A 23,447-nucleotide genomic window follows, 5' to 3' on the forward strand; every position below is an offset into this window, starting at 1 on the left:
TCATCAAAGAGCGCACGCGCCGTGTCTGGGAGATCTTCTCCATCTACCTTCCCATCCTGCTGATGGGGCTGCTGGCGCTGGGCACCTACTGGCTGGTGCGCAATGCCCCCAAGCCTGCCGAGCCGCCGCAGCAACGCGCCGTCTCCCACGAGCCCGACTATTTCATGCGCGACTTCTCGATCAAGACGTTTGATGCGAAGGGCCGCCTGCAGAGCGAGCTCAAGGGGGACACGCTCAAGCATTTCATGGACACCGAGACGCTGGAGGTCGAGCAGGCACGCATGCGCTCGATCAACCTGGAAAGCCGCGTGACGCGGGCGACCGCCAACAAGGCGCTGTCCAATGCCGACGGTTCCGAGGTGCAGCTCTTCGGCAATGCGATCGTCACGCGCGAGGAGTTCCGCAAGGCCGGCGCCAAGCCGGTGCCGCAGATGCAGTTCCGCGGCGAGTTCCTGCACGTGTGGCCCAACGAGGAGCGGGTGAAGTCCAATCAGCCCGTCACGCTCTCGCGCGGCGCGGACAAGTTCGTTGGCGATGCCATGGACTTCGACAACATGACCCAGATCCTCAACATGCGCGGCAACGTCAAGGGCACGCTGAGCCCGTCGCCTGCCGCAGCCCAACGCAAGCGGGGCTGAGGCCCCCTCTCCACCATGACCCTGTCGCCATTGGTTTTCATCACGGGAGCATCGAGCGGCATCGGGCAGGCCCTTGCGCTGCGGTATGCGCAGGCAGGCTACCGGCTTGCGCTGGTGGCCCGGCGTGTGGACGAGATGCAGGCCTGGGCCGACGCGCACGGTCTTGGCGACGAACGCTGCCGGGTGTATGGCGCGGATGTGGGGCAGACCGATAGCATCGTGGCTGCCGCCCAGGCATGCCTTGCCAACCAGGGGCTGCCGTTCGTGGTGATCGCCAACGCCGGCGTCAGCCTGGGGGTGGACACCGCGGAGCGCGAGGACATCGACCTCATGGCGCGCGTCTATGCCGTGAACAACATCGGCCTTGCCGCGACCTTCCAGCCCTTCATCACGCCGATGCGGGAGCGCGGCTCGGGCATCCTGGTGGGCATCGCCAGCGTCGCGGGCATCCGGGGCTTGCCGGGGCATGGGGCGTATTGTTCAAGCAAGGCGGCCGTGATCAGCTATTGCGAGAGCCTGCGCGGCGAATTGAGGCCAAGCGGCGTGTCCGTGGTGACGATCAGCCCGGGCTATGTGGATACCCCGCTCACGCGCAAGAACCGCTATTCCATGCCGTTTCTCATGCGCCCGGAGGCGTTTGCCGACAAGGCCTTCGACGTGATTGCGGCGCGGTGCAGCTATCGGGTGATTCCGTGGCAGATGGGCATCGTCGCCAAGCTGCTGCGTGCCATGCCGAATGCGCTGTTCGACCGCATCCTGCAGGGGCGGCCGCGCAAGCACCGGGCGTCGTCCGCCGACGCGTAGGCAAAGCTCCCGGGAGTTTCGGCGCGGCATGCCGGCCGCCGGCCGTGGTCCAGAAACGAGAAAAGCTCCCGAAGGAGCTTTTTCCGTGACGGATTTCACGCACCGGGCAACCAGGCTGCCCGAAGCGCAAAAAACATCATCAATAGCCGTTGTTGCCGCCGCCGTAGCCGCCGCCACCGTTGCGGCCACCGCCGCCACCGTTGCGCGAGCCAGCGCCGTAGGGGCTGCGGAAACCGCCTTCGCCACCACGACCACCGCCGCCACCACCGTAGCCGCCGCCACCACTGCGGCCACCGCCGCCGTAGCCACCACCACCGCCGCCACCGAAACCGCCGCCACCGCTACGGGGAGGACGCGGCTCCATGGGACGTGCTTCGTTCACGACGATGCTGCGGCCGCCCATGGGCTGGCCGTTCATGCCATTGATGGCTGCTTGCGCTTCTGCATCGCTGGCCATTTCCACGAAACCAAAGCCTTTGGAACGACCCGTGTCGCGCTCCATCATGACCTTGGCACTGGTCACGACGCCGAACTGACCAAAGGCCTGTTCCAGATCGTTGTCGCGCACCGAGTACGGCAGATTGCCGACATACAGTTTGTTGCCCATCAAGGGACTCCTCAAGAACTAAGAAAAAAGTGATGGAGACTCGAAACCGCAGTCGGCTAATCGCACATGTGCAAGCTCAAGCTGCACAAATTTGACGGACCACCGCAACTTTGGCGTGAAAAATACCCCAGCCAAAACATTATGCGCCACAACTTCGAAAAAAATGCAAGATCATGTGAGGGGGGAATCCTAAAAACCAGGCCTCCTGGCACCTCACGTGGGATTTTGATTATCTGAGTTGACCGAAAATGTAATCAGTCCGTCACGGGCCAGACAATTAATAGCTGGAGCGGTTGTAGCCGCCGCCGTTGCCACCATTGCCACGGAAGCCGCCACGGTCGCCACCGAAGCCACCGCTGCGGGGTGGGCGGGGCTCCATCGGACGGGCGATGTTCACCACCAGGTCACGGCCGCCGAAGTTCTGGCCATGGGCGCCTTCGATGGCGGCCTGGGCTTCTGCTTCGCTGCCCATTTCCACAAAGCCGAAGCCCTTGGAACGGCCGGTGTCGCGCTCCATCATGACCTTGGCGCTTTGGACGCTGCCGAACTGGCCGAAAGTTTGTTCCAGGTCGCCGTCACGGAAGGTGTAAGGCAGGTTGCCGACGTACAGTTTGTTGCTCATAAAACGAGGCTCTAAGAAATTTCAAAAAAAGCGATGGAGCCCGACGCAGCCAACAAACCCATAACGACTTCAATGATGCGAAATCGACTATCACCGCAAACAGCACGCTGTAACACAGATTGCTGAAACAATTATCAAGCATCACTTGGAAGAAAAAAGCAAGCGTTGGCGCGGGTGCAACACTTTCGCTGGGGATTTACCCCAGTGTGCGCTGTTTTTAGGGGTAATCGACCACATGGGCTTCTACATCGTGAGAAGAGCGGCGGTCGAAGCCCTGGAGCAAGGGCACTCCCTTGCTACCAAAGGTCATGATGATCGAGGTTTTTAGTGAAGTATTGGAATATGTCGATCTCTGGTCGTCTTTGACAACTCCGGCCAGGTACGACTTTGCGTATCGCGGCGCGGGCCACGCTACAATCGCGCCTGTCTTTGGGGAGTAGTCCGTTTTTGCCACCGCGCAAAAAGGCATGCATCAACAGACTTGGGCCCTCACGGCCTATGGTGCATGAGGCAGGGGTGAACCGCAGTTCGCACCACGCTGGACGAGACCATTGACTACGTACCGATCCAACAACCATTGGGCCGGAGCCGGTGCGTGGTCAATGTGTTTTGTACTGGTGTCTCCGGCCGATACACCCCGCCATGGAAGCCTTCCTGATCTCCACCTCCATCGTCGCGCTCGCCGAGATGGGGGACAAGACCCAACTTCTCTCGCTCGTGCTCGCGGCGCGCTTTCGCAAGCCGCTGCCGATCGTGCTGGGCATCTTTGTCGCCACCATCGTCAACCATGCGCTGGCCGGCGCGGTGGGCGCCTGGATCACCCAGTACCTCGGTGAAAGTGCGCTGCACTGGATCCTGGGCATTTCCTTCATCGCCATGGCCGTCTGGATGCTGATCCCCGACAAGATCGACGAGGACGAAGTGGGCGGCCATTCCAAGTGGGGCGTTTTCGGCACCACGCTGGTTGCCTTCTTCCTCGCGGAAATGGGCGACAAGACGCAGATCGCCACCGTGATGCTCGCGGCCAAGTACAGCGCCTATTACGCCTGGGTGGTGGCCGGTACGACCCTCGGCATGATGCTGGCGAACGCACCCGTGGTGTGGCTGGGCGACAAGATCGTCAAGAAGGTGCCGATCCGCACGGTGCATGTGATCTCCGCCGTGATCTTCCTGGTGCTGGGCCTGATCGCGCTTTACACCCCGGTGAAGCAGCTTTTGGCATAATGCGGCCTTCACGCGCCGATTTGCTTCAGCTTGCGGGCGCTTTATAAATCCAGCTAAAGACCCGTCCGACGACACGCGACACGCAATCGACCCGGCCTCGTTTTTAGCGATGCCGGGTTTTTTCATGTCCTTCATCGCCACACCCCAATTCATGCATTTCGAGGAGGCGCTGCCGCTCACGAGCGGTGCCTCGATCCGCGACTACACGCTGGCCTACGAAACGTACGGCACGCTGAACGCGAACAGATCCAACGCGGTGCTCGTCTGCCACGCGCTCAACGCATCGCACCATGTCGCCGGCGTCTATGCCGACCAGCCGAAGAGCGAGGGCTGGTGGGACAACATGATCGGCCCGGGCAAGCCGGTGGACACCAACAAGTTCTTCGTGATCGGGGTGAACAACCTGGGTTCGTGCTTTGGCTCGACCGGGCCGATGCACACCCATCCCGACACCGGGGAAGTCTACGGATCGAGCTTTCCCGTCGTCACCGTCGAGGACTGGGTGAACGCGCAGGCGCGGCTGCTGGATCGCCTGGGAATCGCGCAGCTGTCCGTGGTGCTGGGCGGAAGCCTTGGCGGCATGCAGGCGCTGTCCTGGACGCTGCAGCATCCCGACCGCATGCGCCATGCGGTGGTAGTCGCCAGCGCGCCCAATCTCACTGCGGAGAACATTGCATTCAACGAAGTGGCCCGCCGTGCCATCGTCACCGATCCGGACTTCCACGGCGGCGACTTCTATGCCCATAACGTCATCCCCAAGCGCGGCCTGCGCATCGCGCGAATGATCGGCCACATCACCTATCTGAGCGACGACGTGATGAACGAGAAGTTCGGCCGCGAGCTGCGCGGCGGCATCGATCTCAAGTACAGCACCCAGGACATCGAGTTCCAGATCGAGAGCTACCTGCGCCACCAGGGCGAGAAGTTCAGCGAGTACTTCGACGCCAACACCTACCTGCTGATCACGCGTGCGCTCGACTACTTCGACCCGGCCCGGCCGCACGGCGGCAACCTCACGCTGGCGCTGGCCCGGGCACGCGCGAAATTCCTGCTGGTCAGCTTCACCACCGACTGGCGCTTCTCGCCCCAACGCAGCCGGGAGATCGTCAAGGGCCTGCTCGACAACAGGCGCGACGTGAGTTACGCGGAGATCGATGCCCCGCACGGCCACGACGCCTTCCTGCTTGACGATCCGCGCTACCTGTCCGTGATGGCCTCGTACTTCGACAACGCCGCCAAGGAGCTCTCCGCATGACCGACAAAGCCACCATGCAAGCCATTGCCAAGCTCGTGCCGCAGGGCGCGCGCGTGCTCGACCTGGGCTGCGGCGACGGCGCACTGCTGTCCTACCTGCAACGCGAAAACGGCTGTACGGGCTATGGCGTGGAGATCGACGATGCCAACGTGCTCGCCTGCGTCAAGCGCGGCGTGAACGTGGTGCAGCTCAATCTCGACGAAGGCCTGGCCATCTTCGAGGACGACACCTTCGACGTGGTCCTTCAGATCAACACCCTGCAGCACCTGCGCAATGCCGAAACCATGCTGCGCGAGACCGCGCGCGTGGGCAAGAGCGGCGTGATCGCGTTCCCGAACTTCGCACACTGGCCCAACCGCCTGTCGGTCATGCGCGGGCGCATGCCGGTGACGAGCCGCCTGCCTTACCAGTGGTATGACACGCCCAACATCCGCGTCGGCACGTTCAAGGACTTCGAGGTGCTCGCTCGCAAGAACCGGCTGGGGGTGGTGGACGCCTTCGGGCTCGACGAGGTGGGCAATGTGGTGCGCACCCTGCCCAATTTCTTCGCCAGCACGGCGGTGTTCTGCCTGGAGAGGCAGTAACGACGACGGGACGCAGCGAGGCATCGGCGCAGCGGCGGGCCCGCGCGGTCCACGGTGATGGCGCGTAGATGGCGCGATGTGCCACTCTGCGGGACAATGGCGTTTTGGCCATTGCCGCCCCCGCGCCCTGCGGTGGGGGCAATGCGCCAATGGATGAACATTCAGTCCAAGGAATTTCGCCATGAACGCCCGCACTCCCGCCGAACATCTGCTGCAACCCGCAGAGGCGCTTTCCCGCATCAGCGAGCAATGGGACGCAGACATTGTCCGCCAGCTCACCGACTACATCGCCATTCCCGCCAAGTCGCCCGGCTTCGCTCCCGACTGGGAGCAGCTCGGCTTCATCGATACCGTCGTGCGCAACGCCGCGGCCTGGGTCGAGGCGCAGAAGGTCGAGGGCCTCAAGCTCGAGGTCGTGCGCCTGCCGGGACGCACGCCCGTCATCTTCTTCGAGGTGGACGGCACCCTGCCCGGTTCGAACGCCGCTTCTGCCCAGACCGTGCTGATGTACGGTCACCTTGACAAGCAGCCCGAATTCGAAGGCTGGCGCAGCGACCTGGGGCCCTGGACTCCGAAGTACGAGGACGGCAAGCTCTACGGGCGCGGCGGCGCGGATGACGGCTACGCCATCTATGCGAGCATCGCCGCCGTGCAGGAGCTCAAGCGCCAGAAGGTGCTGCACCCGCGCATCGTGGGCCTCGTGGAAACCTGCGAGGAAAGCGGCTCGGGCGACCTGCTGCCCTACGTCGATCTGCTCAAGGCCCGCCTCGGTGACGTGGGGCTGGTGATCTGCCTGGATTCCGGCGCGGGCAACTACGACCAGCTCTGGCTCACCACCAGCCTGCGCGGCATGGCCAGCGGCACGCTGAAGGTGGAAATCCTCACCGAAGGCGTGCACTCGGGCGATTCGTCCGGACTGGTGCCGTCGTCGTTCCGCATCATGCGCATGGTGCTGGACCGGCTGGAGGACAGCAAGACGGGCCGCCTGCTGCCGCAGAGCTTTCACTGCGAGGTGCCGGGCGATCGCATCCAGCAGGCGCGCGCCACGGCGCAGATCCTGGGCGACGAGCTCTACAAGCGATTCCCCTGGGCGCACTATGACTGCGGTGGCGCGACCACCTTCGCGCTGCCCACGACCACCGACCCGCTGCAGGCGCTGCTGCGGCGTACCTGGGAGCCCACGCTGAGCGTGACCGGCGCCGAAGGTTTTCCGGCGCTCAAGGACGCGGGCAACGTGCTGCGTCCCTACAGTGCGTTCAAGCTGAGCCTGCGCCTGCCGCCGCTCGTCGATGCGGCGGCGTGCCTGAACGAGCTCAAGACGCTGCTCGAGGACAACGCGCCTTACCAGGCCAAGGTCACCTTCAAGCCCGACGGCGCGGCCAGCGGCTGGAATGCGCCAGGCATCGATCCCTGGTTCGAGCGTGCGCTGAACGCGGCCAGCAACGCGCATTTCGGCGCGGACTGCGGCTATATCGGCCAGGGAGGAACGATTCCGCTCATGAACATGCTCAGCAAGGGATTCCCAACGGCACAGATGATGGTCTGCGGCGTGCTCGGTCCCAAGAGCAATGCGCACGGCCCGAACGAGTTCCTGCACGTACCCTACGCCAAGAAGCTGACAGCGGCCGTGGCGCAGGTGATCGCGAGCATGCCCGTGGCATCGGCAACAGGTTCGTCATCGGCCAGCGCCTGATGGCGTCCCGTCTTCTCCAGGGCACGACATGAGCGAAGCATCTTCCGTGGCCTCGTCCTCGGTCTGGTTCCTGCAGAGCCGCGGTGCGCGCATCGCCGTGCGCGACTGGGCACCTCCGGCGTTGGTGCCGCCACGCGGCGTGGTGGTGCTGGTGCATGGCCTGGGCGAGCATTCGGGGCGCTATGAGGCCCTGGCGCGGCAACTGGTCTCCTGGGGCTTCGTCGTGCGCGGCTATGACCACTACGGCCATGGCCGGTCCGACGGGCCGCGCGGCGGCCTCGACCACGAGGCACGCCTGGTCGACGACCTGGCCCTGGTGCTCAACGACACCATCACGCGCACGGAGATCGGCGTGCCCCTGATCCTGCTCGGACACAGCCTGGGAGGGCTGGTGGCGGCAAATGCGGTGGCGCGCGAGCGGGCGAAGGTCGACGCGCTGGTGCTGTCGTCGCCTGCGCTCGATCCGGGGCTCTCCGGCTTCCAGAAGATGCTGCTGGGCACCTTGCCGCGCATCGTTCCCAATCTGCGCGTGGACAACGGCCTGAAACTGCAATATCTCTCGCACGATGCATCGGTGATCGAGGCCTACAGAAGCGATCCGCTGTGCCACCGCAAGGTGGCTGCACGGTTGGCGCGCTTCATTGCCGATGCTGGCGCCGAAACCTTGCAGAAGGCCGCGCGCTGGTCGACGCCCACGCTGCTTCTGTGGGCGGGCGACGACCACCTGGTGTCGCCGGCAGGCAGCCGCGGCTTTGCGGCCGCCGCCCCGAAAAACGTGGTGAGGGCACGCGAGTTCGAGACGCTGTACCACGAGCTCTTCAACGAGACGCCCGCGCTGGCCGAGCCGGTGCTTGGCGCGCTGCGCCACTGGCTGGATGCACGCCACCCTCATGAGGTCTCGGCACCGATTCCGGTGATCGCATAGAATCGAAGGCTCGGGCGGAAAGGACGCCCTTCTCGCAAAAGCGCACGCACCTTTTCATCTTTGTTGCTGCAAGCCGCGCCGCCGACCACAGAGGTCCTCGGCGCCTTGCATACCCTCCCGGCCCCAGCGAGAACGGCCAGATCCACAAGGAGTTGGTATGCATACCGAACACGTTTCCCCCACTACCGCCACGCCCGAAAGCCGCGCGCTCGCCGCATTGCTGCGTGCCGCCAAGAAGCTGCACCGCCAGGCTACGAGCGACTCGCTCGCGATGTCGCTGCCCGTGTTGCGCAGGATCCTCCAGTGCGGCGCGCTGCGCGAGGTGAGCCTGCCGCAGCTCCACCGCCGCCGTGACATCGTGCAGCGCAAGCATGTGCTTCGCATGCTGGCCATCGAGGCCGGGCACGGGAGCTGGGAGGAGTACCGCGGCTGCGTCGCCACCATGAGCGCGCAGGAGCTTGCACAGCTCGACGTGCTGGCGTCGCACGCGGGCTATCCCAACCACTGGTTCCCCACGTTCGACGAGGCCGAGCGCCATGCCGCGCAGCATGGCGGGCTGCCCGTGCGTGCCGGGACACAGGGCGTGGTGCTGGTGCACCCGCCGGCTGGCGCGAACTCGCACTGAGTGGTGGTTTGCCGGGTTACATCCAGGGCTCGGGACGGGGCTTGCGTCCCTTCTTCTCGACCGGGTTGGCCAGCAGCTTCTGCGCGGGATAGGGACGCAGGAACTCCTTGGCCTGCGATGCCCTGGCTCCCAGCCAGGCGTCGTAGGCACCTTCATTGAGGATGGCCGGCATGAACTTTTCCGCGCCCGGTGCCGCATAGCGATTCATCAGCGCATGGGCATTGGCGTTCACGGTGATGAGGGCAAAGCTCAGCAGCTCGGAGCCATCCTCGGGGTCTCGCCAGCGCGCCCAGATGCCCGCAACGCCCATTGGCAGCCCATCCACGCGCGCGATGCGCGTGGGCAGCGGCTTGCCGCCGCGGTGGTCGTCCACGATGAAGGCCATCATCGGCACGATGCAGCGCTGGTTGTTCAGCCACGCATCGCGGAAGGCCGTTCCCGTGGAGGCCAGATCCGACTTCACATGCGCGAGCTTCGGTGCACGCAGGCGCCCATCCGAAGCGGACTTGACCCATTGCGGCACCAGCCCGAACTGTGCGGGCGCAAGCAGGCGCGGCTTGGCGTGGGGTACGGCCCCGGCCCCTGTCTCCTCATCGGCGGCCGGGGCGGCAGCCGCCTGCGCTGCTTCCGCCGCGCGTTCGGCATCCGTTGCAGCGGCCAGCGTGCGGGCGATGAGGAAGGAGGGCTTGCGCGGCGTGATCTGCCGCTCCCCGAGCTCGGCGGGCGCCTCCACGCGGAATGCGGAGGGATAGAGGTCGGGATCCTTCAGGGCTTCGAATTGGGTGCTCATGCCGGCAATTCTCCCAGTTCCGGAACGCCGCGCCGCTTGGCCACCGCAATCGGTGGCGCCCAGCGCCCGCCCTTGGGTTTCTTGCTGGTCACGAGCGTGATCTCGGCGGGCTCGAACACCTCGAGGTTGTGCGTGATCGGCGTGGTGAGCACATATTGCGCGCGTGTGGAACGCAGGAAGTGCCCCACGAGCTGGATGTTGCGCACGTCGAGGTGGGCGAATGGCTCGTCGATGAACACGAAGCCGCCCGAGCCGCTTTCCTCGTCCTTGAGCAGGCCGACCAGCAGGATCAGTGACTTGATCACCTGCTGGCCGCCCGAGGCCTCGCCGTCGTTCAGGCCGATCGTGCCCTTGCCGTCGAACGCGAAGTTCACCTTGAGGCCCGCCTGCGCGAGCACGGTGTCTTCGTTTTCGAGCAGCGGCAGGTCGGCTGCGACTTCCACTCCGGCGAGCGCGCCCAGTTCCTGGATGTTCTTGCGGTAGCGGCGCACCGTGGTGCGCAGCACTTCGATGTAGCTCTCGCGTGCGTTGTGCACTGCTGTGCCGGCCTGCACATTCTTGACCTTGTGGTCGTCGAGGTTGGCGGCCTGTTCGCGCACGGTCATGTCCATGCGGCGGTGGCGTTCCTCGACGGTGTCGTCGGTCTCCCAACTGCTCTGATCGAGTTCCTGCTCCACCGTGTGCAGGCGCAGCTTGGCCTGCACCTCGTTCATGTATTCGTCGACCAGCGACCGGATGGTGCCGGACGTGATCCATTTCGCGGGGAACTGCGAGCGTTGCGACTGGCTTTGCGCCACCTGCGACTGCTGTTGCCTGCGGCGCGCGTTCCAGTCCTGTGCCGCGCGTTCGGAGTCACCGCGTGCGCGCAGCAGCTGCGCCTCCAGGCGCTTGTGCTCCTCGGTGAATGCACGGTGGCGATCGTGGGCGCGGGTGGTGTCCGCCTCCAGTTGCTGCCAGCGCGTGCCGGCCGCGATGCGCGCCTGCTTGGCGGCGGGCAGCGCAGCGCGGGCCTCGGCGAATTCGTCGCTGCGGCGCGCCAGTTCCTCGGCGGCGCTGTGGCCCTCGAGTGCGCGGCGCGTGTCGGTGATCTGGCGCTTGATCGCCATGACCTCGTCATGCACCGGCGCGAGCTGGGCGTCGATGCGGGCGAGCTCCTTCTGCGCGGCAGCGCGGCGGGCCTGCACGGCTGCTGCGCCGAACTGGTGCTCGTGCGCCTCCACCCACATCGAGCGCGCGCCGCGCCCGTCATGCATGTAGGCCCGGGGCGTGATCCAGGTGCCGCCCATGCGCTTGCCTTCGTGCGGATCGGCCACGCAGCGCAGCTGCTGCAGCTGCTGCACGAGCCAGCGCGGCACGGGGGCCGTGAACTTCACGTGCTCGAGCAGCGTGCCGGCATCGCCCCGGTGCGCGGTCTGGCCGGGCTCGACGATGTAGTGGCGATAGCGCTCGCGTTCGCCCAGCTCGTAGGCCTCGGTGAGGTCCTTCTCCTGTTCGAGCAGCACCACCCAACGGTGTCCGCGCAGCACGCCTTCGATCGCGTGCCGCCATTTCTCGTCGAGCACCTCGACGGCCTCGGCCACGAACTGGTGCGCAATGCCCGCACTGTTCAGCGAGCAGCGGAACTTCAGCACCTCGGGCGGCATGGGCGGCAGCGTCTGGCCTTCGAGCGCGGCCAGGGCCTCCTGCGCCGCCTTGCGGCGCTGCTGCAGCGTGCCGCGCTGATCGAGCAGCTCGGCCTCCCGGGCCTGGAGCTCTTTCATGTGCGCCTGCAGCTCATCCGCATTGCTGCCCTTGTCGACCAGCGCCAGCAATTCCTGTTCGCGCTGCACGATCTTCTCGAGCGGTGCCTCGTGGCGCTGCGCGGCGTCGAATGCCGCGCGGGCCTGGTCGCGTTCCAGCCGCAGCTGCTCGGCCTTCTGTTCCGAACCCGCGCCTTCTTCGAGCAGGTGCAGCAGGCGCTTGTTCTGCACGGCGATCTCGGTGAGTGCAGAGCGATGCTGCGTCTTCTGCCGGCGCAGATCGCGGGATTGCTTCACCAGGGATTCGCGTTCGCTCCACCATGCCAGCACGGGCACGACCTCGGTCGCGAGGCGCTCGCGTTCGGCCAGGCGCAGGCGCCAGGTCTTGTAGTTGTTCACGCGGTTGGCCAGCTCGGTGAGCTGGGCGCGGCTGTGGTCGAGTTCGTGCTCGGCCTGCGCCATCTCGCGCGCGAGCTCCTGCTGGTGGCCGCGTGCCTTTTCGTAGGCGTCCAGCACCTCCTGGTCGCCGAACACATCGAATACCAGGCGCAGCAGTTCGCGCGGGCTGAATTCGCACAGGCGGTCGGTCTGGCCCTGTTCGAGCGAGAGCACGCGTGCAATCGCGGGCGACAGGCCCGCGCCCGCGAGCACGCGCCCCCAGTTCTCGACGCCCATGAAGCCCAGGTCCTTCTCGGGCGTGTCGCGCAGCTGTTCGATGCTTGCGTCGCCCTCGACCAGGCAGTAGCGGCGCTGCCAGTCGCCGCCGTTGCGGTCGATGCGGCAGGCGAGGGTGACCTGGTCGCTGTAGATCAGGCGACGTGCGAACGGCCGGCTCGATGTCTGGCGGCCCTGGGGCCGGTTGTCCACCACGGCGCGCAGCCAGGCGGTCTGCGCGCCCGCATGGCGCGCATAGGTCTTGTAGTCGCGGGGGGACGAGCAGCGCAGGCCGAGCAGCGTGCGCATGGCGTCCAGCAGCGTGGTCTTGCCCGAGCCGTTGGGGCCCGCGATGGTGATGATGGATGCGTCCAGGGGCAGCGATACGCGCTGGCAGTAGTCCCAGTGAACGAGCTCCAGAGTCTGCAGATGGAACATGGTGGTCAGCGCTCCCCGGGGCTGAGCGGCGTGGCGGCGCGCTCGTCTTCGAAGTCGTCGATGGCGGCCTCGATGGTTTCCTCCACGTCGGGGCCGACCGGGGGCTCGGTCACCGACTGCACATAGGACTGGTCGGTCGCGGGATCGGCCGGGAGGGCGACGGGCCTGTGGGATGCAACAGGCACGGCGGCTGGCGCGGCCGCCTGCACCGCTTCCATATCGACTCCCGCGGGCGTGGGGGACACGGGCACGGGGGCTGCAACGTTCGCCGCTGCCGCATCCTCGCTTTCACGCTGGGCCTTCTCGCGCGCCAGCACGTCGGCGAGCGCGCCGTCCAGAATGCGCGGCGCGAGCACGTCGTAGTCGAGCAGCACGTCGAGCAGCGGGCCCTCGCCGATCTCGTCCTGCTTGCGCGTGATGAAGCCGTGGCGCTCCAGCAGCTTGAGATTGGCATCCAGCCGCAGTTTCTTGCCCAGCTGCGGGCCGTAGTCCTCGAGCAGGGCCTTGTACGAGATCACCGGGCTCACCAGCCGCGCCACGGGCAGGGGCTTCGCGCCGGGGAACATGTCGTTCTGGCCGACCTCCGGCTCTTCCATGCGGCTGGTCTGGCGTTCGCGCTTGGGCAGCACGATCAGCGCCCACAGCACCACGAGCAGTGCCTGCGCGTCGCGCGGCAGGTCGATGTTGTTGTTGGTGTTCAGGCCGGCCTCGCCCAGCACGCTGTTCTGCGCGGCGGGCAGCAGGGCGATGCTGACATGTTCGGCGTAGATGCTGTCCATGAAGCGCAGGCCCGATTGGGCCAGGCGCTGCTCGACCTGCGCGAACAGCTCGGCATCCACCAGCGCGCGCTTGACGCGTGGGTGGCTGCGCGGCAACCAGCGGCGAGCAAGCAGCTCGGCAATCAACAATGCGGCGTCATCCATGGGTATGTGTTTCCTTTGCGGGCTCGGAGGGCTCCGTGGGGAGCGCGCCCACGGGCACCAGCGTGCCCTGGCTCAGCAATTCGACTTGCGGGTGCCTGATGCGTTTCTGTGTGGCAAGCCACTGCACGCGCCAGGGCTGGCGCGCGAAGGCTCCGGTGGCTCCCGGAAGCACTTCGGCCTGCGGGTCGCCCAGCAGCGGCATGAGCTGCGCGCGATACGCCACCTGCGCATAGCGCGTGTCGGCGGGGTTGCTGCCCAGCAGCGCGTCGGCCACGGCGTGCACACCCGCTTCCTCGCCGTCGCCCACCCAGCCCGCGAGCAGGGTGTTGAGATCCGTGAGTTCCACGGGCAGTGCGACCGCCTTGAGCGAGCCCTCGGGGGCCTCCTGCGATGCGGGCAGGGCCTCGTCCTGCAGCGGGGCGGGGCGGTCGCGTTCGAACTCGGCCTCCACCACGTCCAGCAGTTCGTGCTGGGCCAGCGTGGCCAGCGACGTGGTGCAGCCGATCGCACCGTCGATCAGCCTGTGCAGCCCCGGCGCCGATTGCAGCCAGCGTTTCACGTCGGTGCTCGTGATGCCCGTGGTGCCCAGCGTCACGCGCTGGCGGTCCATCTGCTGCAGTGCGCGATTGAACTGGCTGGCCATGGCCAGCAGCTTCGACTGTGCCTGGCCCATGCCCCGGGCCGCGCGCTCGAGCACGACATGGCCGTGCGAGTTCGAGATGATGGCGGTGATGGTCTCCGATGCACGGTCGATCAGCGTGGCGGCGCGGTCGTAGCGCTTGCGCGCCTCGCGCAGGCGGAACTCCGAGCCGCTGGCGATCGCATCGGCGAACTCGCCGTGCAGCCGCGCAAGCTGTGCATGCAGCAGCCTGACCTGGCCGGCATCGACGGCGCCCAGCTGGTTCGCGCCCACCACCTGGCCGAGCAGTGCCGCCAGTTCCGCGCTGTCGTCGTCCGCGTCGGGGACGGTCTCGCTGGCCAGCGGCGCGAGCATGGCCGCCACGCGCTGTGCGATCGGCGGCAGGGTGTAGATGCGCAGGCTTTCGTCCCACACCAGCAGGCCCACGTCGCGAAAGCGCTTGAGCACGGTTTCCAGCGCCTCGGGGCGCAGCGCGTGGAACATCTCATCGATGGTCTCGCGTGGCAGTTGCGCGTCGCCCTGGCTCGCCAGCTGGAGAAAGACCCACACGCGCAACTGCACGAGCGCCGCATTGCCGTGGAACAGGCCGCTGAGCGCATGCGTGATCTGGGGCTGGTGGGTAAGGCTCCACAGCAGCGGAGAGTCGCTGGCCGCATCCGCGTCGCGGAAGAAATCGACCACGGTGGCGACCTGGGCTCCGGTGGCTTCCGGGGAATGCAAATCGAACTCGGCGGGCGCGAGGCCCGCTCCTTCAGGAACCGCGCGCATCAAGCAAATACCAACTGCGACAGCGCTGCGATCGCGGCGGTCTCGGCGCGCAGCACGCGCTCGCCCAGGCTGGCGGGCGCAAATCCGGCGGCAAGCGCTGCATCTTCTTCTTCCTGCGTGAGGCCGCCCTCGGGGCCATGCAGGATCCACACCTTCCGCGCTCCGGCCGCAAGCTCGCGCAGCGGCCGGTTGCCTTCGCGCAGCGACAGCACCAGGCGCACCGCGTCGCCCGCCAGCGCCTGGGCGGGCGGGTTCCTCAGCCACTCGGCCAGGGACAGCGGCGAGTGCACCTCGGGCAGCCGGTTGCGCCCGCACTGCTCGCAGGCGGACACGGCAATCGCCTGCCACCGCTCCTTGCGCTTGTCGGCACGCTCGCCCGATAGCTTGATCACGCTGCGTGCGGCGGCAAGCGGCTGGATGCCGGCGGCGCCCAGCTCGGTGGCCTTCTCGACCAGCCAGTCCATGCGCTCATTGGCCGGCATGCCGGAGATCAGGTGCACGGCCACGGGCGCTTCACGCTCGAGGGGGGCGTGCGCATCGACATGCACCGCCACATCGCTGCGACCCATGCGGGTGACGGTGGCCGCATATTCGCCGCCACGGCCATCGAAGAGGGTGACCCCGTCGCCGGGCTGCAGGCGCAGCACCTGCACGTGGCGTGCGGCCGCGGGCGGCAGGGTGATGTCTGCGCCGGTGGCCAGCGGCAGTGAACAGTAGAAACGCGGCATGCTTTTCCCCGTGTCACATCCGGCCGTAGGCAAAGCCGAACGCCGGCTGCGTGCCTTCCACCTCGTCGACCAGGCGCAGCAGCGGGGTCAGTTCGCGGTAGCGGCTGGCGGTCTGGCGGATGTAGGCGATGAAGCGGGGGGTGTCGGCCAGGTATTTCGGCTTTCCGTCGCGCAGCGTCAGCCGGGCGAAGATGCCCGCCACCTTCAGGTGGCGCTGCAGCCCCATCCAGTCCACGGCGCGGTAGAAGTCGCCGAAATCGGCGCCCCAGCCGCTGGCGCTGCCCGTTCCGAGAATGCCCGCACGCCGGGCCTTTTCCCAGTAACGGACAGTAATGTCGATGACGAAATCCTCTTCCCAACTGATGAACGCATCGCGCAGCAGGCTCGCGATGTCGTAGGTCACCGGGCCATGGACGGCGTCCTGGAAGTCGAGCACCGCCAGCTTGCCGCCGGGCGTGACCATCATGTTGCGCGTCATGTAGTCGCGGTGCACGAACACGCCGGGCGCCTCGAGGTTGGTGGCGATGATGGTGTCGAACGTGCGCTGCAGCAGGGTCTGCTGCTTGTCGTTCGGGGTGAACTCGCGGTGCCGGCCGAGGTACCAGTCGGGAAACAGGTTCAGCTCGCGGCGCAGCAGGGCGTCGTTGTATTCGGGCAGCACGCCGGGACGCGAGGCCTTCTGCCAGTCGATGAGCGTATCCACCGCCTGCAGATACCAGCCGTGGGCCGCTTCGGGCTTGTGCGGGTCGAGCAGGCCGATCAGGGTCTGGTCGCCGAAGTCAGTGAGCAACATGAAGCCATGCGGCTCGTCCCATGCCAGGACCTGGGGTGCGAGAACGCCGGCACCTTCCAGCAGCTTCTGCACGTGAACGAAAGGGCGGCAATCCTCCTTGTCCGGAGGAGCGTCCATAATGATGTAGCTCGCGCCGCTGGCGCTCTTGACGCGCAGATAGCGGCGAAAGCTGGCATCCGCCGAGGCCGTGCTCACGGAATCGACGAGCAGCCCGTGCGTGGGAGCCTGCGACGCCAGCCATTGATCGAACAGCTTCTCGCGTGCCGGATCCGACCAGGAAACGGCTGCGGCGGGGGCTGGAGTGCCCGCTTGGATGGGTTGGATGGGTTGGCTCATGGATAATCCGATTCTACAAACCCGGCCCGCCGGATGCCGACGAAGCGGTGCGTGCGCCCTCGAATGCCCGTCTTCTGACACCATGGACTGACTTGCCTTGCCCGACGACTTGAACACTGACAAACAACGAGCCCCTGGAAACGACCGCCAGCTGGCGCGCTGTGCTGCGCCCGCAACCGGCGCGCAGCAGCGGTTCGAGCAGCGGCTGCTCGTGCGCCTGATGGCCGCGACCCTGTGTGGCGCGGCCCCCGGCCTGGCGCTGGCCGACGAGGCCGCGTCCTCGATGCAATGGAAGGCGGCGGACGGCTCGACCGTGACCGAGGCCTTCGTGGATACCGGCACCAGCGAGGCAGCACCCGCTGCTCCCGCGCCTGCCGGCGTGCAGGCGGCGCCACCCGAGCCATCGGCACCCTTGGCCCCACCGGAGAAACCGATGTCGCCGCCGCAAGCTTCCCGGGTGCAGGAGATGCCTCCGGCCGAGACGGCGCCGGCGCAGTCGCTCAAGCCTGCTTCCAGCCTCGCCTCCGAGCCGGCCGGTGTGGCAGCTGCGGAACCCGCATCGGCACAGGCCCCGGCAGTTGCCGCGCTGCCTGCACCGGCGCTGAAGCCGTCGCCCATGCTGCAGGAGAATCTTCCCTCCGAGGTGCGCGGGCAGCAGCCGGTCTTCGTGTCGGGCGATCAGGTCACCGGACAGCCGGACATCAAGGCGGTCATCGACGGCCATGCCGAGCTGCGACGCGGCGACACGGTGATCCGTGCCGATCGCATGGAATACGACGTGCCCGAGGACCGTGCCACCGCCGAGGGCAATGTGCACATCAACCGCGCGGGCAATGTGTACGAAGGCACGCTGCTCGATTTGCAGGTCGATGCCTTCTCCGGTTTCTTCAGCGATGCGCGCTATCGTTTTCTTGAAACCGGCGGCCATGGCGAGGCCTCGCGCGTCGACTTCATCGACAACGACCATTCGGTGGTCTACAACAGCACCTACACGACCTGCGAGCGCACCAACGAGGACAGCTGGCGCCCGGACTGGATCCTGCGCGCCCGCAAGATCACCCTGGACCGTGCCGAAGACGTGGGAACCGCCGAGAACGGCGTGCTGGAGTTCAAGGGTGTCCCCATCCTGCCGGTGCCGCGTATCACCTTCCCGCTGTCGGACAAGCGCAAATCGGGCTTCCTGCCGCCCACGATCGGCCTCGACACGGTCAGCGGCATGGAGTACGAGCAGCCGTATTACTGGAACATCGCTCCCAACCGCGACGCCACCATCACGCCGATGCTGATGTCACGTCGTGGCGCGGCCCTGGCGGGTGAGTTCCGCTACCTGGAGCCAAGCTACCAGGGCACGGCATCGGCCGTCTACATGCCCAGCGACCAGCTGCGCGACCGCGACCGCTGGGCCTACAGCCTCAAGCATACCGGGCTGATCGACTCGCCTGTGGGCGGGCTGGGCCTGAACATCGACATCAAGCGGGTCAGCGACGACAACTACTGGCGCGATTTCACCCAGCGCAGCAGCCCGGCCGGCATGTACACGCAGCTATCGCAGCGCCTGCTCTCGGGCGACGCCTCGCTGAACTGGGCCAAGAACGATCATTCCGTGCAGTTGCGCACCCTGAAGTGGCAGACCCTGCAGGATACGTCGGCGCCGATCGTGCCGCCCTACGACCGCATGCCGCAGCTGCACTACCGCTATGCGCCCCAGGACCTGCCGGGCGGGTTCGATGCCAGCGTGGATGCGGACTACACCAGCTTCCATGCGGATCGAAGCTTGACCAGGCAGCCCAATGCCCAGCGGTCGTTCGCAGCGGCGCAGATCAGCCGCCCGTTCCTGGCACCCGCGGGGTTCGTGATCCCCAAGGTGATGCTGAACACCACGAACTACCAGTTCGACTATGCGCTGGGCAACGGCAGCACGACCGCGTCGCGCACGCTGCCCACGTTCAGCCTGGACAGCGGCCTGGTGTTCGAGCGCGAAACGCAATTTTTTGGCCGCAATTTCCTGCAGACGCTGGAGCCGCGCGCCTTCTACACGTACACGCCCTATCGGGATCAAAGCATGATCCCGATCTACGATACGGCGCCCAACGACTTCAATTTTGCGTCCATCTACACGGAAAACAGCTTCGGGGCAATGACCGCATCGCGGACAACAACCTGCTGACCGCCGGTGTGACGACGCGCCTGCTCGATGCCGACACCGGCGCCGAGGCCGTTCGCCTGGGAGTGGCGCAGCGCCTGCGCTTTGCCGACCAGCGCGTGAACATGCCCGGCGTGAGTACGATCAGCGAACGCCTGTCGGACGTGCTCTTTGGCGCCGGCATCAACTGGACGCCAGAATGGGCGCTGGATTCCACGGTGCAGTACAACCAGAAGACCGGCCGCTCGATGCGCAGCACTGTGGGCGCGCGCTACTCTCCGGGCAAGTACCGTACCGTCAGCGCGGCCTACCGCCTGCAGAAGGTCACCGACTTCATCACCGAGCCCAGCGAGCAGCTTGACGTGGGCTGGCAGTGGCCTCTCAACGCCCTCTGGGGCGACAAGAGCGAGCGACCAACGAGCGAGGGCGGCCGCTGGTATACGGTGGGACGCCTGAACTACAGCCTGAAGGACAACAAGTTCGTCGATACCGTGGTGGGTCTCGAGTACGAGGCGTGCTGCTGGGTTGGCCGCGTGGTGCTGGAGCGCCTGCAGAATACGCTGGTATCGTCCAACACCCGGGTGATGTTCCAGGTGGAGTTCCTTGGATTCTCGCGCCTGTCGCTGGGCTCCAACCCCTTGCAGAGCCTGCAGCGCAACGTTCCGCGCTACCAGATGCTGCGCCAGGACGTGACAGCGCCCAGCCGATTCACGCAATACGACTGATGAAGTGATGTACAACCATGAGCCGCGATCCCGGATGCATGCCAGCAGGCAAGCTTCGCGTCGGCCGTGGGGCGTCGCCCCTTAATTTTTGAAGAAGTCATGAAAATCCGTGCACTGACCTTGAGTCTCGTCTCTGTCGCAACGCTCGCGGGCACCGTGCCGCAGGCTGCCGTCGCACAGGGCCTGCGCGCCGCTGGCGTGCCGCAGGCGCCGCGCCTTTCTTCACAGGGGCCCAGCGTGACGCTGCCGGCTCCGGGCGCGAGGCCCGCCACGCGTGCTGCCGATTTCATCGTGGCCGTGGTCAACTCCGAGCCGGTCACCAACAATGACGTGCAGATCCGCATGGAGCGTGCGCGTGCCCAGATGCAGGCCCAGGGCGTGGCACTGCCCCCAGAGAGCGTGCTGGCCAAGGAGATGCTCGAGCGCCTGATCATGGAAAAGATCATGATCCAGAACGCCAAGGAAATGGGCATGAAGGTCGACGACTATGCCGTCTCCCAGGCAGCGAAGTCGGTGGCGCAGCAGAACAAGATCGCGGAAGACGACATGTACCGTCGCCTTGCCTCCGATGGCATCTCCAAGGAGCAGTTCCGCTCCGAGCTGCGCAACCAGATGCTGGTGCAGCGCCTGCGCGAGCGCGAGGTGGATGCCCGCGTGAAGGTGTCCGAGCTCGATATCGACCAGTTCCTGCGCGAGCAGGGCAGTGCCTCGGGCCGTGCAGGCGCGTCGTCGCCCTCTGCCGCCAATGCCGAGATCAACCTGGGCCACATCCTCATCGCCGTGCCTGAGGGCGCCAGCAGCGACGCCGTCGAGGCCAAGCGTGCAAAGGCCCGGCAGCTGGTGGACGACATCCGTGGCGGCAAGGACTTCTATGCCGCGGCCCGTGAATCCTCCGACGCCGCGGATGCGGCGCAGGGCGGCCTGATGGGGCTGCGCCCCGCCGACCGCTATCCCGAACTCTTCGTCACCTCCACGCAGAAGGCTGCCGTGGGCAGCGTGGTAGGCCCCATCCACTCGCCAGCCGGCTTCCACATCCTGAAGGTGGTGGACCGCAGCCTCACGGGCGTGCCCTCGGTGGCCGTGCAGTCGCATGTGCGCCACATCCTGCTGCGTATCGGCGCGCACCTCTCGGAACAGCAGGCCGCACAGCGCATGGAAGACTATCGCCGGCGTATCGAAAGCGGCAACGCCACTTTCGAGGCACTGGCCCGCGAGTACTCGCAGGACGGCAGTGCCCAGGCGGGCGGCGACCTCGGCTGGGCGGGCTCAGGGCGCTATGTGCCCGAGTTCGAGCAGGCGGTCAATGCCCTGCAGCCCGGCCAGATCAGCGGCCCGGTGCTGTCGCGTTTCGGCATGCACCTGATCCAGCTGCTCGAGCGCCGCGAAGTCAAGCTGACGCAGCGCGAGCAACGCGAGATGGTGCGGGATGTCGTCCGCGAGAAGAAGCTCGAGGAGGCCTACACCAACTGGCAGCAGGAAACGCGGTCCAGGGCCTATGTGGAATACCGCGAACCACCGCAACAATGATTTTTCCGGCCGCGACAACAGCGGCCGTTTTTCCTTATGAGCAAGCATATTCCGCGCAAGCGATTCGGCCAGCATTTCCTCTCCGATTCGCACATCATCGACGCCATCGTCAGCGGCATCGCCCCGGTTGCGGGCGAGCCCATGGTGGAGATCGGCCCCGGCCTGGCGGCGCTGACGCAGCCGCTCGTCGAGCGGCTCGGGCACCTCACCGTGGTCGAGCTCGACCGCGACCTGGCGCAGCGCCTGCGCGGCCATGGCCAGCTGACCGTGATCGAGTCCGATGTGCTGCGCGTCGATTTCGCACAGGTCGCGCGCGACATGAACGTGCCCAAGGTGCGCGTGGTGGGCAACCTGCCCTACAACATCTCGACGCCCATCCTGTTTCACCTGCTGGACTATGTCGACGTGATCCAGGACCAGCACTTCATGCTGCAGAAGGAAGTGATCGACCGCATGGTGGCGGCGCCTTCGTCGGGCGACTACAGCCGGCTGTCGGTGATGCTGCAGTGGCGCTATGCGATGGAGAACTTCCTGTTCGTGCCGCCCGCGAGCTTCGACCCGCCGCCGCGCGTGGACAGCGCAGTGGTGCGCATGGTGCCCCTGGCCGACCCCGCGCCCGTGGACGTGAAGCTGATGGAGGAGATGGTCCAGGTCGCGTTCTCACAGCGGCGCAAGAAGCTGCGGCATACCTTGGGGGCCTGGCTTGAGGGGCGGGGCTATGGGGGCGAGTTCGACGTGCAGCGGCGGGCGGAGGAGGTGCCTGTGGCGGATTACGTACGGCTGGCGCTGGAGTTGAAGCCTGCCGCAGGGTGATGCTTCTTACCCTGGTTTTCCTACCCCTGAAACAAAAATCGCGTCAATTGCGGGCAATTGACGCGATTTCAGTTCATCTCAGGCGGCTGCCAGCCAGTAGCTGGCATTGAACGGGCTGCTCATGCGCAGGGCCTGTGGCGAGACGTCCACGATCTTGTCGGTGGGCATTTTTTCGCCACTGGGAGTATCTATTACTATTTCGATAGCATGAGAACGCCGACGGACGGCTGTTTCGGCCATGCTGGCCCGTTCCACTTGGCCTGAGGTTGCAGAACGGGCTACAGAAAAGAATAGAAGCAGCGGAAGGCGATCTTGCGATCGGCCCAGTAATCAGCGGCGTCACGGAAGATGTCGAGCAGCTGCTCGCGGGCTTCCTTGTCGAACTTGGGCGTCGTGGGGATCTGTTCGAGCACCACGATGAAGCCTGGCTGGGGCCGGACTTGTGCAGCGGATCGGTCATGCAGTCGTACAGCGCATCGAAATTCTTGCCGAAATGCGCCGGAAACATGAACTGCTGGGCGATCAGGTCGAGGATGTCCTGCTTGGACTGGGCATGCGCCAGGTTGGCGTACAGGAAGTGGTTCCCCATCGCCTGGGCTGCAGTCTGCAGGTCCTGGATGCGATAGGCACGGATGGACTGGACGATATTCGGCCGCACACCGCGCAGCAGCGTGTTGTTGTTGTCCTGATCATGACGAAGTGGCATTTCCATCTCCGTTGCTCTTTCTTGTTAGATATCCACAAAAAGATGAATGATTGATCGATTCGATTCAATTCGGGGGAACGCAGAATTGTGTGCCGATAACGTGCTATCGCCAAGTATCTGTGTTCGGCAGAGGGGCAGGATAAAGGCGGGTGAGCACTTATTCCTTGATCTCACGGAAACTCGCGTAGTGATCGTTGGTGTAGTAGCAAGCGTCCGGCGTACGCACAGGGCCGCCACACACGATGCGCCGAGCCCCCCGATTGCGGGCTCCAGGCGTCTTGACGGTGTATTCACGGTAGTAGCCGCGTCGCGCTCTGGGAAGCTGGCGCTCGTAATTGCCAAAAACCGCTCCGTCCTTATCGTGTGCGAAGGGGCCACCCTCCTTGATCAAGGCATAGGTCGTGCGCGCCTGCGGCGGCAGTTCTGCCATTTCAATGGTGGAGGATCCGGAATGATCCGTGCTTTGACGCGCGGACACAGACACCGGCGTCGCAACAAGACACGCGGCCATCAGGGCGTATGCCAATCCTGCGATGCCCGTTCTGAAACCAGTCTTCAAACCAGCTCCGAACCCCGTGTGGTTCCTTGGGACGGCGATAGCCTTCAACATCAACGACACCTTTCGGAAATTACGGGTAAACCCGTAATTTCGAGGCAATAGTTTGACTCAACCAGCTCCAAAAAGCAAGGGACTGCCCAAAAAATGGGCAGTCCCTTGGTCAGGAATAGACAACAAGAGTTAGCACT

At 65.7% G+C, this 23,447-nt stretch carries 18 protein-coding genes and 3 pseudogenes; 11 read left to right on the forward strand and 10 right to left on the reverse strand.

What is annotated here, in order from left to right; translation table 11 throughout:
• Window positions 1–2: 2 nt before the first annotated feature.
• The gene (lptC, locus tag H9K76_RS20975) at window positions 3–638 is read left to right on the forward strand and encodes an LPS export ABC transporter periplasmic protein LptC (protein ID WP_187600774.1); all 636 of its coding nucleotides are present in this window, start codon (window positions 3–5) and stop codon (window positions 636–638) included.
• A 15-nt stretch (window positions 639–653) separates the two neighbouring features.
• Complete coding sequence (locus H9K76_RS20980) at window positions 654–1,442, forward strand: SDR family oxidoreductase (protein WP_187597201.1); 789 nt, start codon at window positions 654–656, stop codon at window positions 1,440–1,442.
• Between the two features lie 139 nt (window positions 1,443–1,581).
• On the opposite strand, the gene H9K76_RS20985 is transcribed toward H9K76_RS20980, so the two are convergent.
• Entirely contained in the window at window positions 1,582–2,049 is a 468-nt protein-coding gene (locus H9K76_RS20985) for an RNA recognition motif domain-containing protein (RefSeq protein ID WP_187597202.1), read from the reverse strand.
• 277 nt (window positions 2,050–2,326) lie between these two features.
• Complete coding sequence (locus H9K76_RS20990; protein WP_187597203.1) at window positions 2,327–2,671, reverse strand: RNA recognition motif domain-containing protein; 345 nt, start codon at window positions 2,669–2,671, stop codon at window positions 2,327–2,329.
• A gap of 642 nt (window positions 2,672–3,313) precedes the next feature.
• Between H9K76_RS20990 and H9K76_RS20995 the strand changes: the two genes are divergently transcribed.
• From H9K76_RS20995 to H9K76_RS21020, 6 genes are all read left to right on the forward strand, one after another.
• Window positions 3,314–3,895, forward strand: a complete 582-nt coding sequence (locus tag H9K76_RS20995; protein WP_187597204.1) for a TMEM165/GDT1 family protein — start codon at window positions 3,314–3,316, stop codon at window positions 3,893–3,895.
• Between the two features lie 124 nt (window positions 3,896–4,019).
• Window positions 4,020–5,150 carry a homoserine O-succinyltransferase MetX gene (gene metX, locus H9K76_RS21000; protein ID WP_187597205.1) on the forward strand — a complete coding sequence of 377 codons (1,131 nt, stop codon included), beginning with the start codon at window positions 4,020–4,022 and terminating at the stop codon, window positions 5,148–5,150.
• Window positions 5,147–5,734, forward strand: a complete 588-nt coding sequence (gene metW / locus H9K76_RS21005) for a methionine biosynthesis protein MetW (RefSeq protein WP_187597206.1) — start codon at window positions 5,147–5,149, stop codon at window positions 5,732–5,734. Before metX ends, metW begins: the two co-directional genes overlap by 4 nt.
• A gap of 181 nt (window positions 5,735–5,915) precedes the next feature.
• The gene (locus H9K76_RS21010) at window positions 5,916–7,427 is read left to right on the forward strand and encodes a M20 family metallopeptidase (protein WP_187597207.1); all 1,512 of its coding nucleotides are present in this window, start codon (window positions 5,916–5,918) and stop codon (window positions 7,425–7,427) included.
• Between the two features lie 28 nt (window positions 7,428–7,455).
• The gene (locus H9K76_RS21015) at window positions 7,456–8,352 is read left to right on the forward strand and encodes an alpha/beta hydrolase (protein WP_187597208.1); all 897 of its coding nucleotides are present in this window, start codon (window positions 7,456–7,458) and stop codon (window positions 8,350–8,352) included.
• Between the two features lie 157 nt (window positions 8,353–8,509).
• The gene (locus H9K76_RS21020) at window positions 8,510–8,977 is read left to right on the forward strand and encodes a hypothetical protein (RefSeq protein WP_187597209.1); all 468 of its coding nucleotides are present in this window, start codon (window positions 8,510–8,512) and stop codon (window positions 8,975–8,977) included.
• 16 nt (window positions 8,978–8,993) lie between these two features.
• Here H9K76_RS21020 and H9K76_RS21025 read toward each other — a convergent pair whose 3' ends face one another.
• The 6 genes and pseudogenes from H9K76_RS21025 to H9K76_RS21050 all read right to left on the reverse strand — a co-directional run bounded on the left by H9K76_RS21025 (window position 8,994) and on the right by H9K76_RS21050 (window position 16,786).
• The gene (locus tag H9K76_RS21025; RefSeq protein WP_187597210.1) at window positions 8,994–9,767 is read right to left on the reverse strand and encodes an SOS response-associated peptidase; all 774 of its coding nucleotides are present in this window, start codon (window positions 9,765–9,767) and stop codon (window positions 8,994–8,996) included.
• Entirely contained in the window at window positions 9,764–12,598 is a 2,835-nt protein-coding gene (locus tag H9K76_RS21030; protein WP_187597211.1) for an ATP-binding protein, read from the reverse strand. Before H9K76_RS21030 ends, H9K76_RS21025 begins: the two co-directional genes overlap by 4 nt.
• Window positions 12,599–12,849: 251 nt before the next feature.
• Window positions 12,850–13,521 (reverse strand): annotated as a pseudogene (locus H9K76_RS21035) (hypothetical protein); the annotation flags it as partial.
• Window positions 13,514–14,929, reverse strand: a complete 1,416-nt coding sequence (locus H9K76_RS21040; protein WP_246475183.1) for a hypothetical protein — start codon at window positions 14,927–14,929, stop codon at window positions 13,514–13,516. The gene H9K76_RS21040 and the pseudogene H9K76_RS21035, both read right to left, overlap by 8 nt.
• The gene (locus H9K76_RS21045; protein ID WP_187597212.1) at window positions 14,929–15,657 is read right to left on the reverse strand and encodes a 16S rRNA (uracil(1498)-N(3))-methyltransferase; all 729 of its coding nucleotides are present in this window, start codon (window positions 15,655–15,657) and stop codon (window positions 14,929–14,931) included. Before H9K76_RS21045 ends, H9K76_RS21040 begins: the two co-directional genes overlap by 1 nt.
• Before the next feature lie 13 nt (window positions 15,658–15,670).
• Complete coding sequence (locus tag H9K76_RS21050) at window positions 15,671–16,786, reverse strand: aminoglycoside phosphotransferase family protein (RefSeq protein ID WP_187597213.1); 1,116 nt, start codon at window positions 16,784–16,786, stop codon at window positions 15,671–15,673.
• Window positions 16,787–17,252: 466 nt separating this feature from the next.
• Between H9K76_RS21050 and H9K76_RS21055 the strand changes: the two are divergent.
• The 3 genes and pseudogenes from H9K76_RS21055 to rsmA all read left to right on the forward strand — a co-directional run bounded on the left by H9K76_RS21055 (window position 17,253) and on the right by rsmA (window position 21,994).
• Window positions 17,253–19,654, forward strand: a pseudogene (locus H9K76_RS21055) (LPS-assembly protein LptD).
• 99 nt (window positions 19,655–19,753) lie between these two features.
• Window positions 19,754–21,181 (forward strand): peptidylprolyl isomerase, encoded by a 1,428-nt coding sequence (locus H9K76_RS21060; RefSeq protein ID WP_187597214.1) that lies wholly within the window; start codon window positions 19,754–19,756, stop codon window positions 21,179–21,181.
• Window positions 21,182–21,217: 36 nt separating this feature from the next.
• The gene (rsmA, locus tag H9K76_RS21065) at window positions 21,218–21,994 is read left to right on the forward strand and encodes a 16S rRNA (adenine(1518)-N(6)/adenine(1519)-N(6))-dimethyltransferase RsmA (RefSeq protein WP_187597215.1); all 777 of its coding nucleotides are present in this window, start codon (window positions 21,218–21,220) and stop codon (window positions 21,992–21,994) included.
• A gap of 278 nt (window positions 21,995–22,272) precedes the next feature.
• Here rsmA and H9K76_RS21070 read toward each other — a convergent pair.
• Both H9K76_RS21070 and H9K76_RS21075 read right to left on the reverse strand, forming a co-directional pair.
• Window positions 22,273–22,706: pseudogene (locus tag H9K76_RS21070) on the reverse strand (barstar family protein).
• 151 nt (window positions 22,707–22,857) lie between these two features.
• A complete protein-coding gene (locus H9K76_RS21075; RefSeq protein WP_187600776.1) occupies window positions 22,858–23,211 on the reverse strand; it encodes a guanyl-specific ribonuclease in 354 nt (117 codons plus the stop codon).
• Window positions 23,212–23,447 lie beyond the last annotated feature (236 nt).

Source organism: Diaphorobacter ruginosibacter, assembly GCF_014395975.1.
In the GTDB taxonomy this organism is placed as follows: Bacteria; Pseudomonadota; Gammaproteobacteria; order Burkholderiales; family Burkholderiaceae_C; genus Diaphorobacter_A; species Diaphorobacter_A ruginosibacter.

Bases quoted from the DNA above. Each gene is read 5' to 3' on its own strand.
- H9K76_RS21075 (WP_187600776.1), bottom strand. From the start codon at position 23,211: ATGGCCGCGTGTCTTGTTGCGACGCCGGTGTCTGTGTCCGCGCGTCAA.
- H9K76_RS21040 (WP_246475183.1), bottom strand. From the start codon at position 14,929: ATGCGCGCGGTTCCTGAAGGAGCGGGCCTCGCGCCCGCCGAGTTCGAT.
- H9K76_RS20990 (WP_187597203.1), bottom strand. From the start codon at position 2,671: ATGAGCAACAAACTGTACGTCGGCAACCTGCCTTACACCTTCCGTGAC.
- H9K76_RS21045 (WP_187597212.1), bottom strand. From the start codon at position 15,657: ATGCCGCGTTTCTACTGTTCACTGCCGCTGGCCACCGGCGCAGACATC.
- H9K76_RS21025 (WP_187597210.1), bottom strand. From the start codon at position 9,767: ATGAGCACCCAATTCGAAGCCCTGAAGGATCCCGACCTCTATCCCTCC.
- H9K76_RS21015 (WP_187597208.1), top strand. From the start codon at position 7,456: ATGAGCGAAGCATCTTCCGTGGCCTCGTCCTCGGTCTGGTTCCTGCAG.
- metX (WP_187597205.1), top strand. From the start codon at position 4,020: ATGTCCTTCATCGCCACACCCCAATTCATGCATTTCGAGGAGGCGCTG.
- H9K76_RS20985 (WP_187597202.1), bottom strand. From the start codon at position 2,049: ATGGGCAACAAACTGTATGTCGGCAATCTGCCGTACTCGGTGCGCGAC.
- H9K76_RS21010 (WP_187597207.1), top strand. From the start codon at position 5,916: ATGAACGCCCGCACTCCCGCCGAACATCTGCTGCAACCCGCAGAGGCG.
- H9K76_RS20995 (WP_187597204.1), top strand. From the start codon at position 3,314: ATGGAAGCCTTCCTGATCTCCACCTCCATCGTCGCGCTCGCCGAGATG.
- H9K76_RS21020 (WP_187597209.1), top strand. From the start codon at position 8,510: ATGCATACCGAACACGTTTCCCCCACTACCGCCACGCCCGAAAGCCGC.
- metW (WP_187597206.1), top strand. From the start codon at position 5,147: ATGACCGACAAAGCCACCATGCAAGCCATTGCCAAGCTCGTGCCGCAG.
- H9K76_RS21060 (WP_187597214.1), top strand. From the start codon at position 19,754: ATGAAAATCCGTGCACTGACCTTGAGTCTCGTCTCTGTCGCAACGCTC.
- H9K76_RS20980 (WP_187597201.1), top strand. From the start codon at position 654: ATGACCCTGTCGCCATTGGTTTTCATCACGGGAGCATCGAGCGGCATC.
- H9K76_RS21030 (WP_187597211.1), bottom strand. From the start codon at position 12,598: ATGTTCCATCTGCAGACTCTGGAGCTCGTTCACTGGGACTACTGCCAG.
- H9K76_RS21050 (WP_187597213.1), bottom strand. From the start codon at position 16,786: ATGAGCCAACCCATCCAACCCATCCAAGCGGGCACTCCAGCCCCCGCC.
- rsmA (WP_187597215.1), top strand. From the start codon at position 21,218: ATGAGCAAGCATATTCCGCGCAAGCGATTCGGCCAGCATTTCCTCTCC.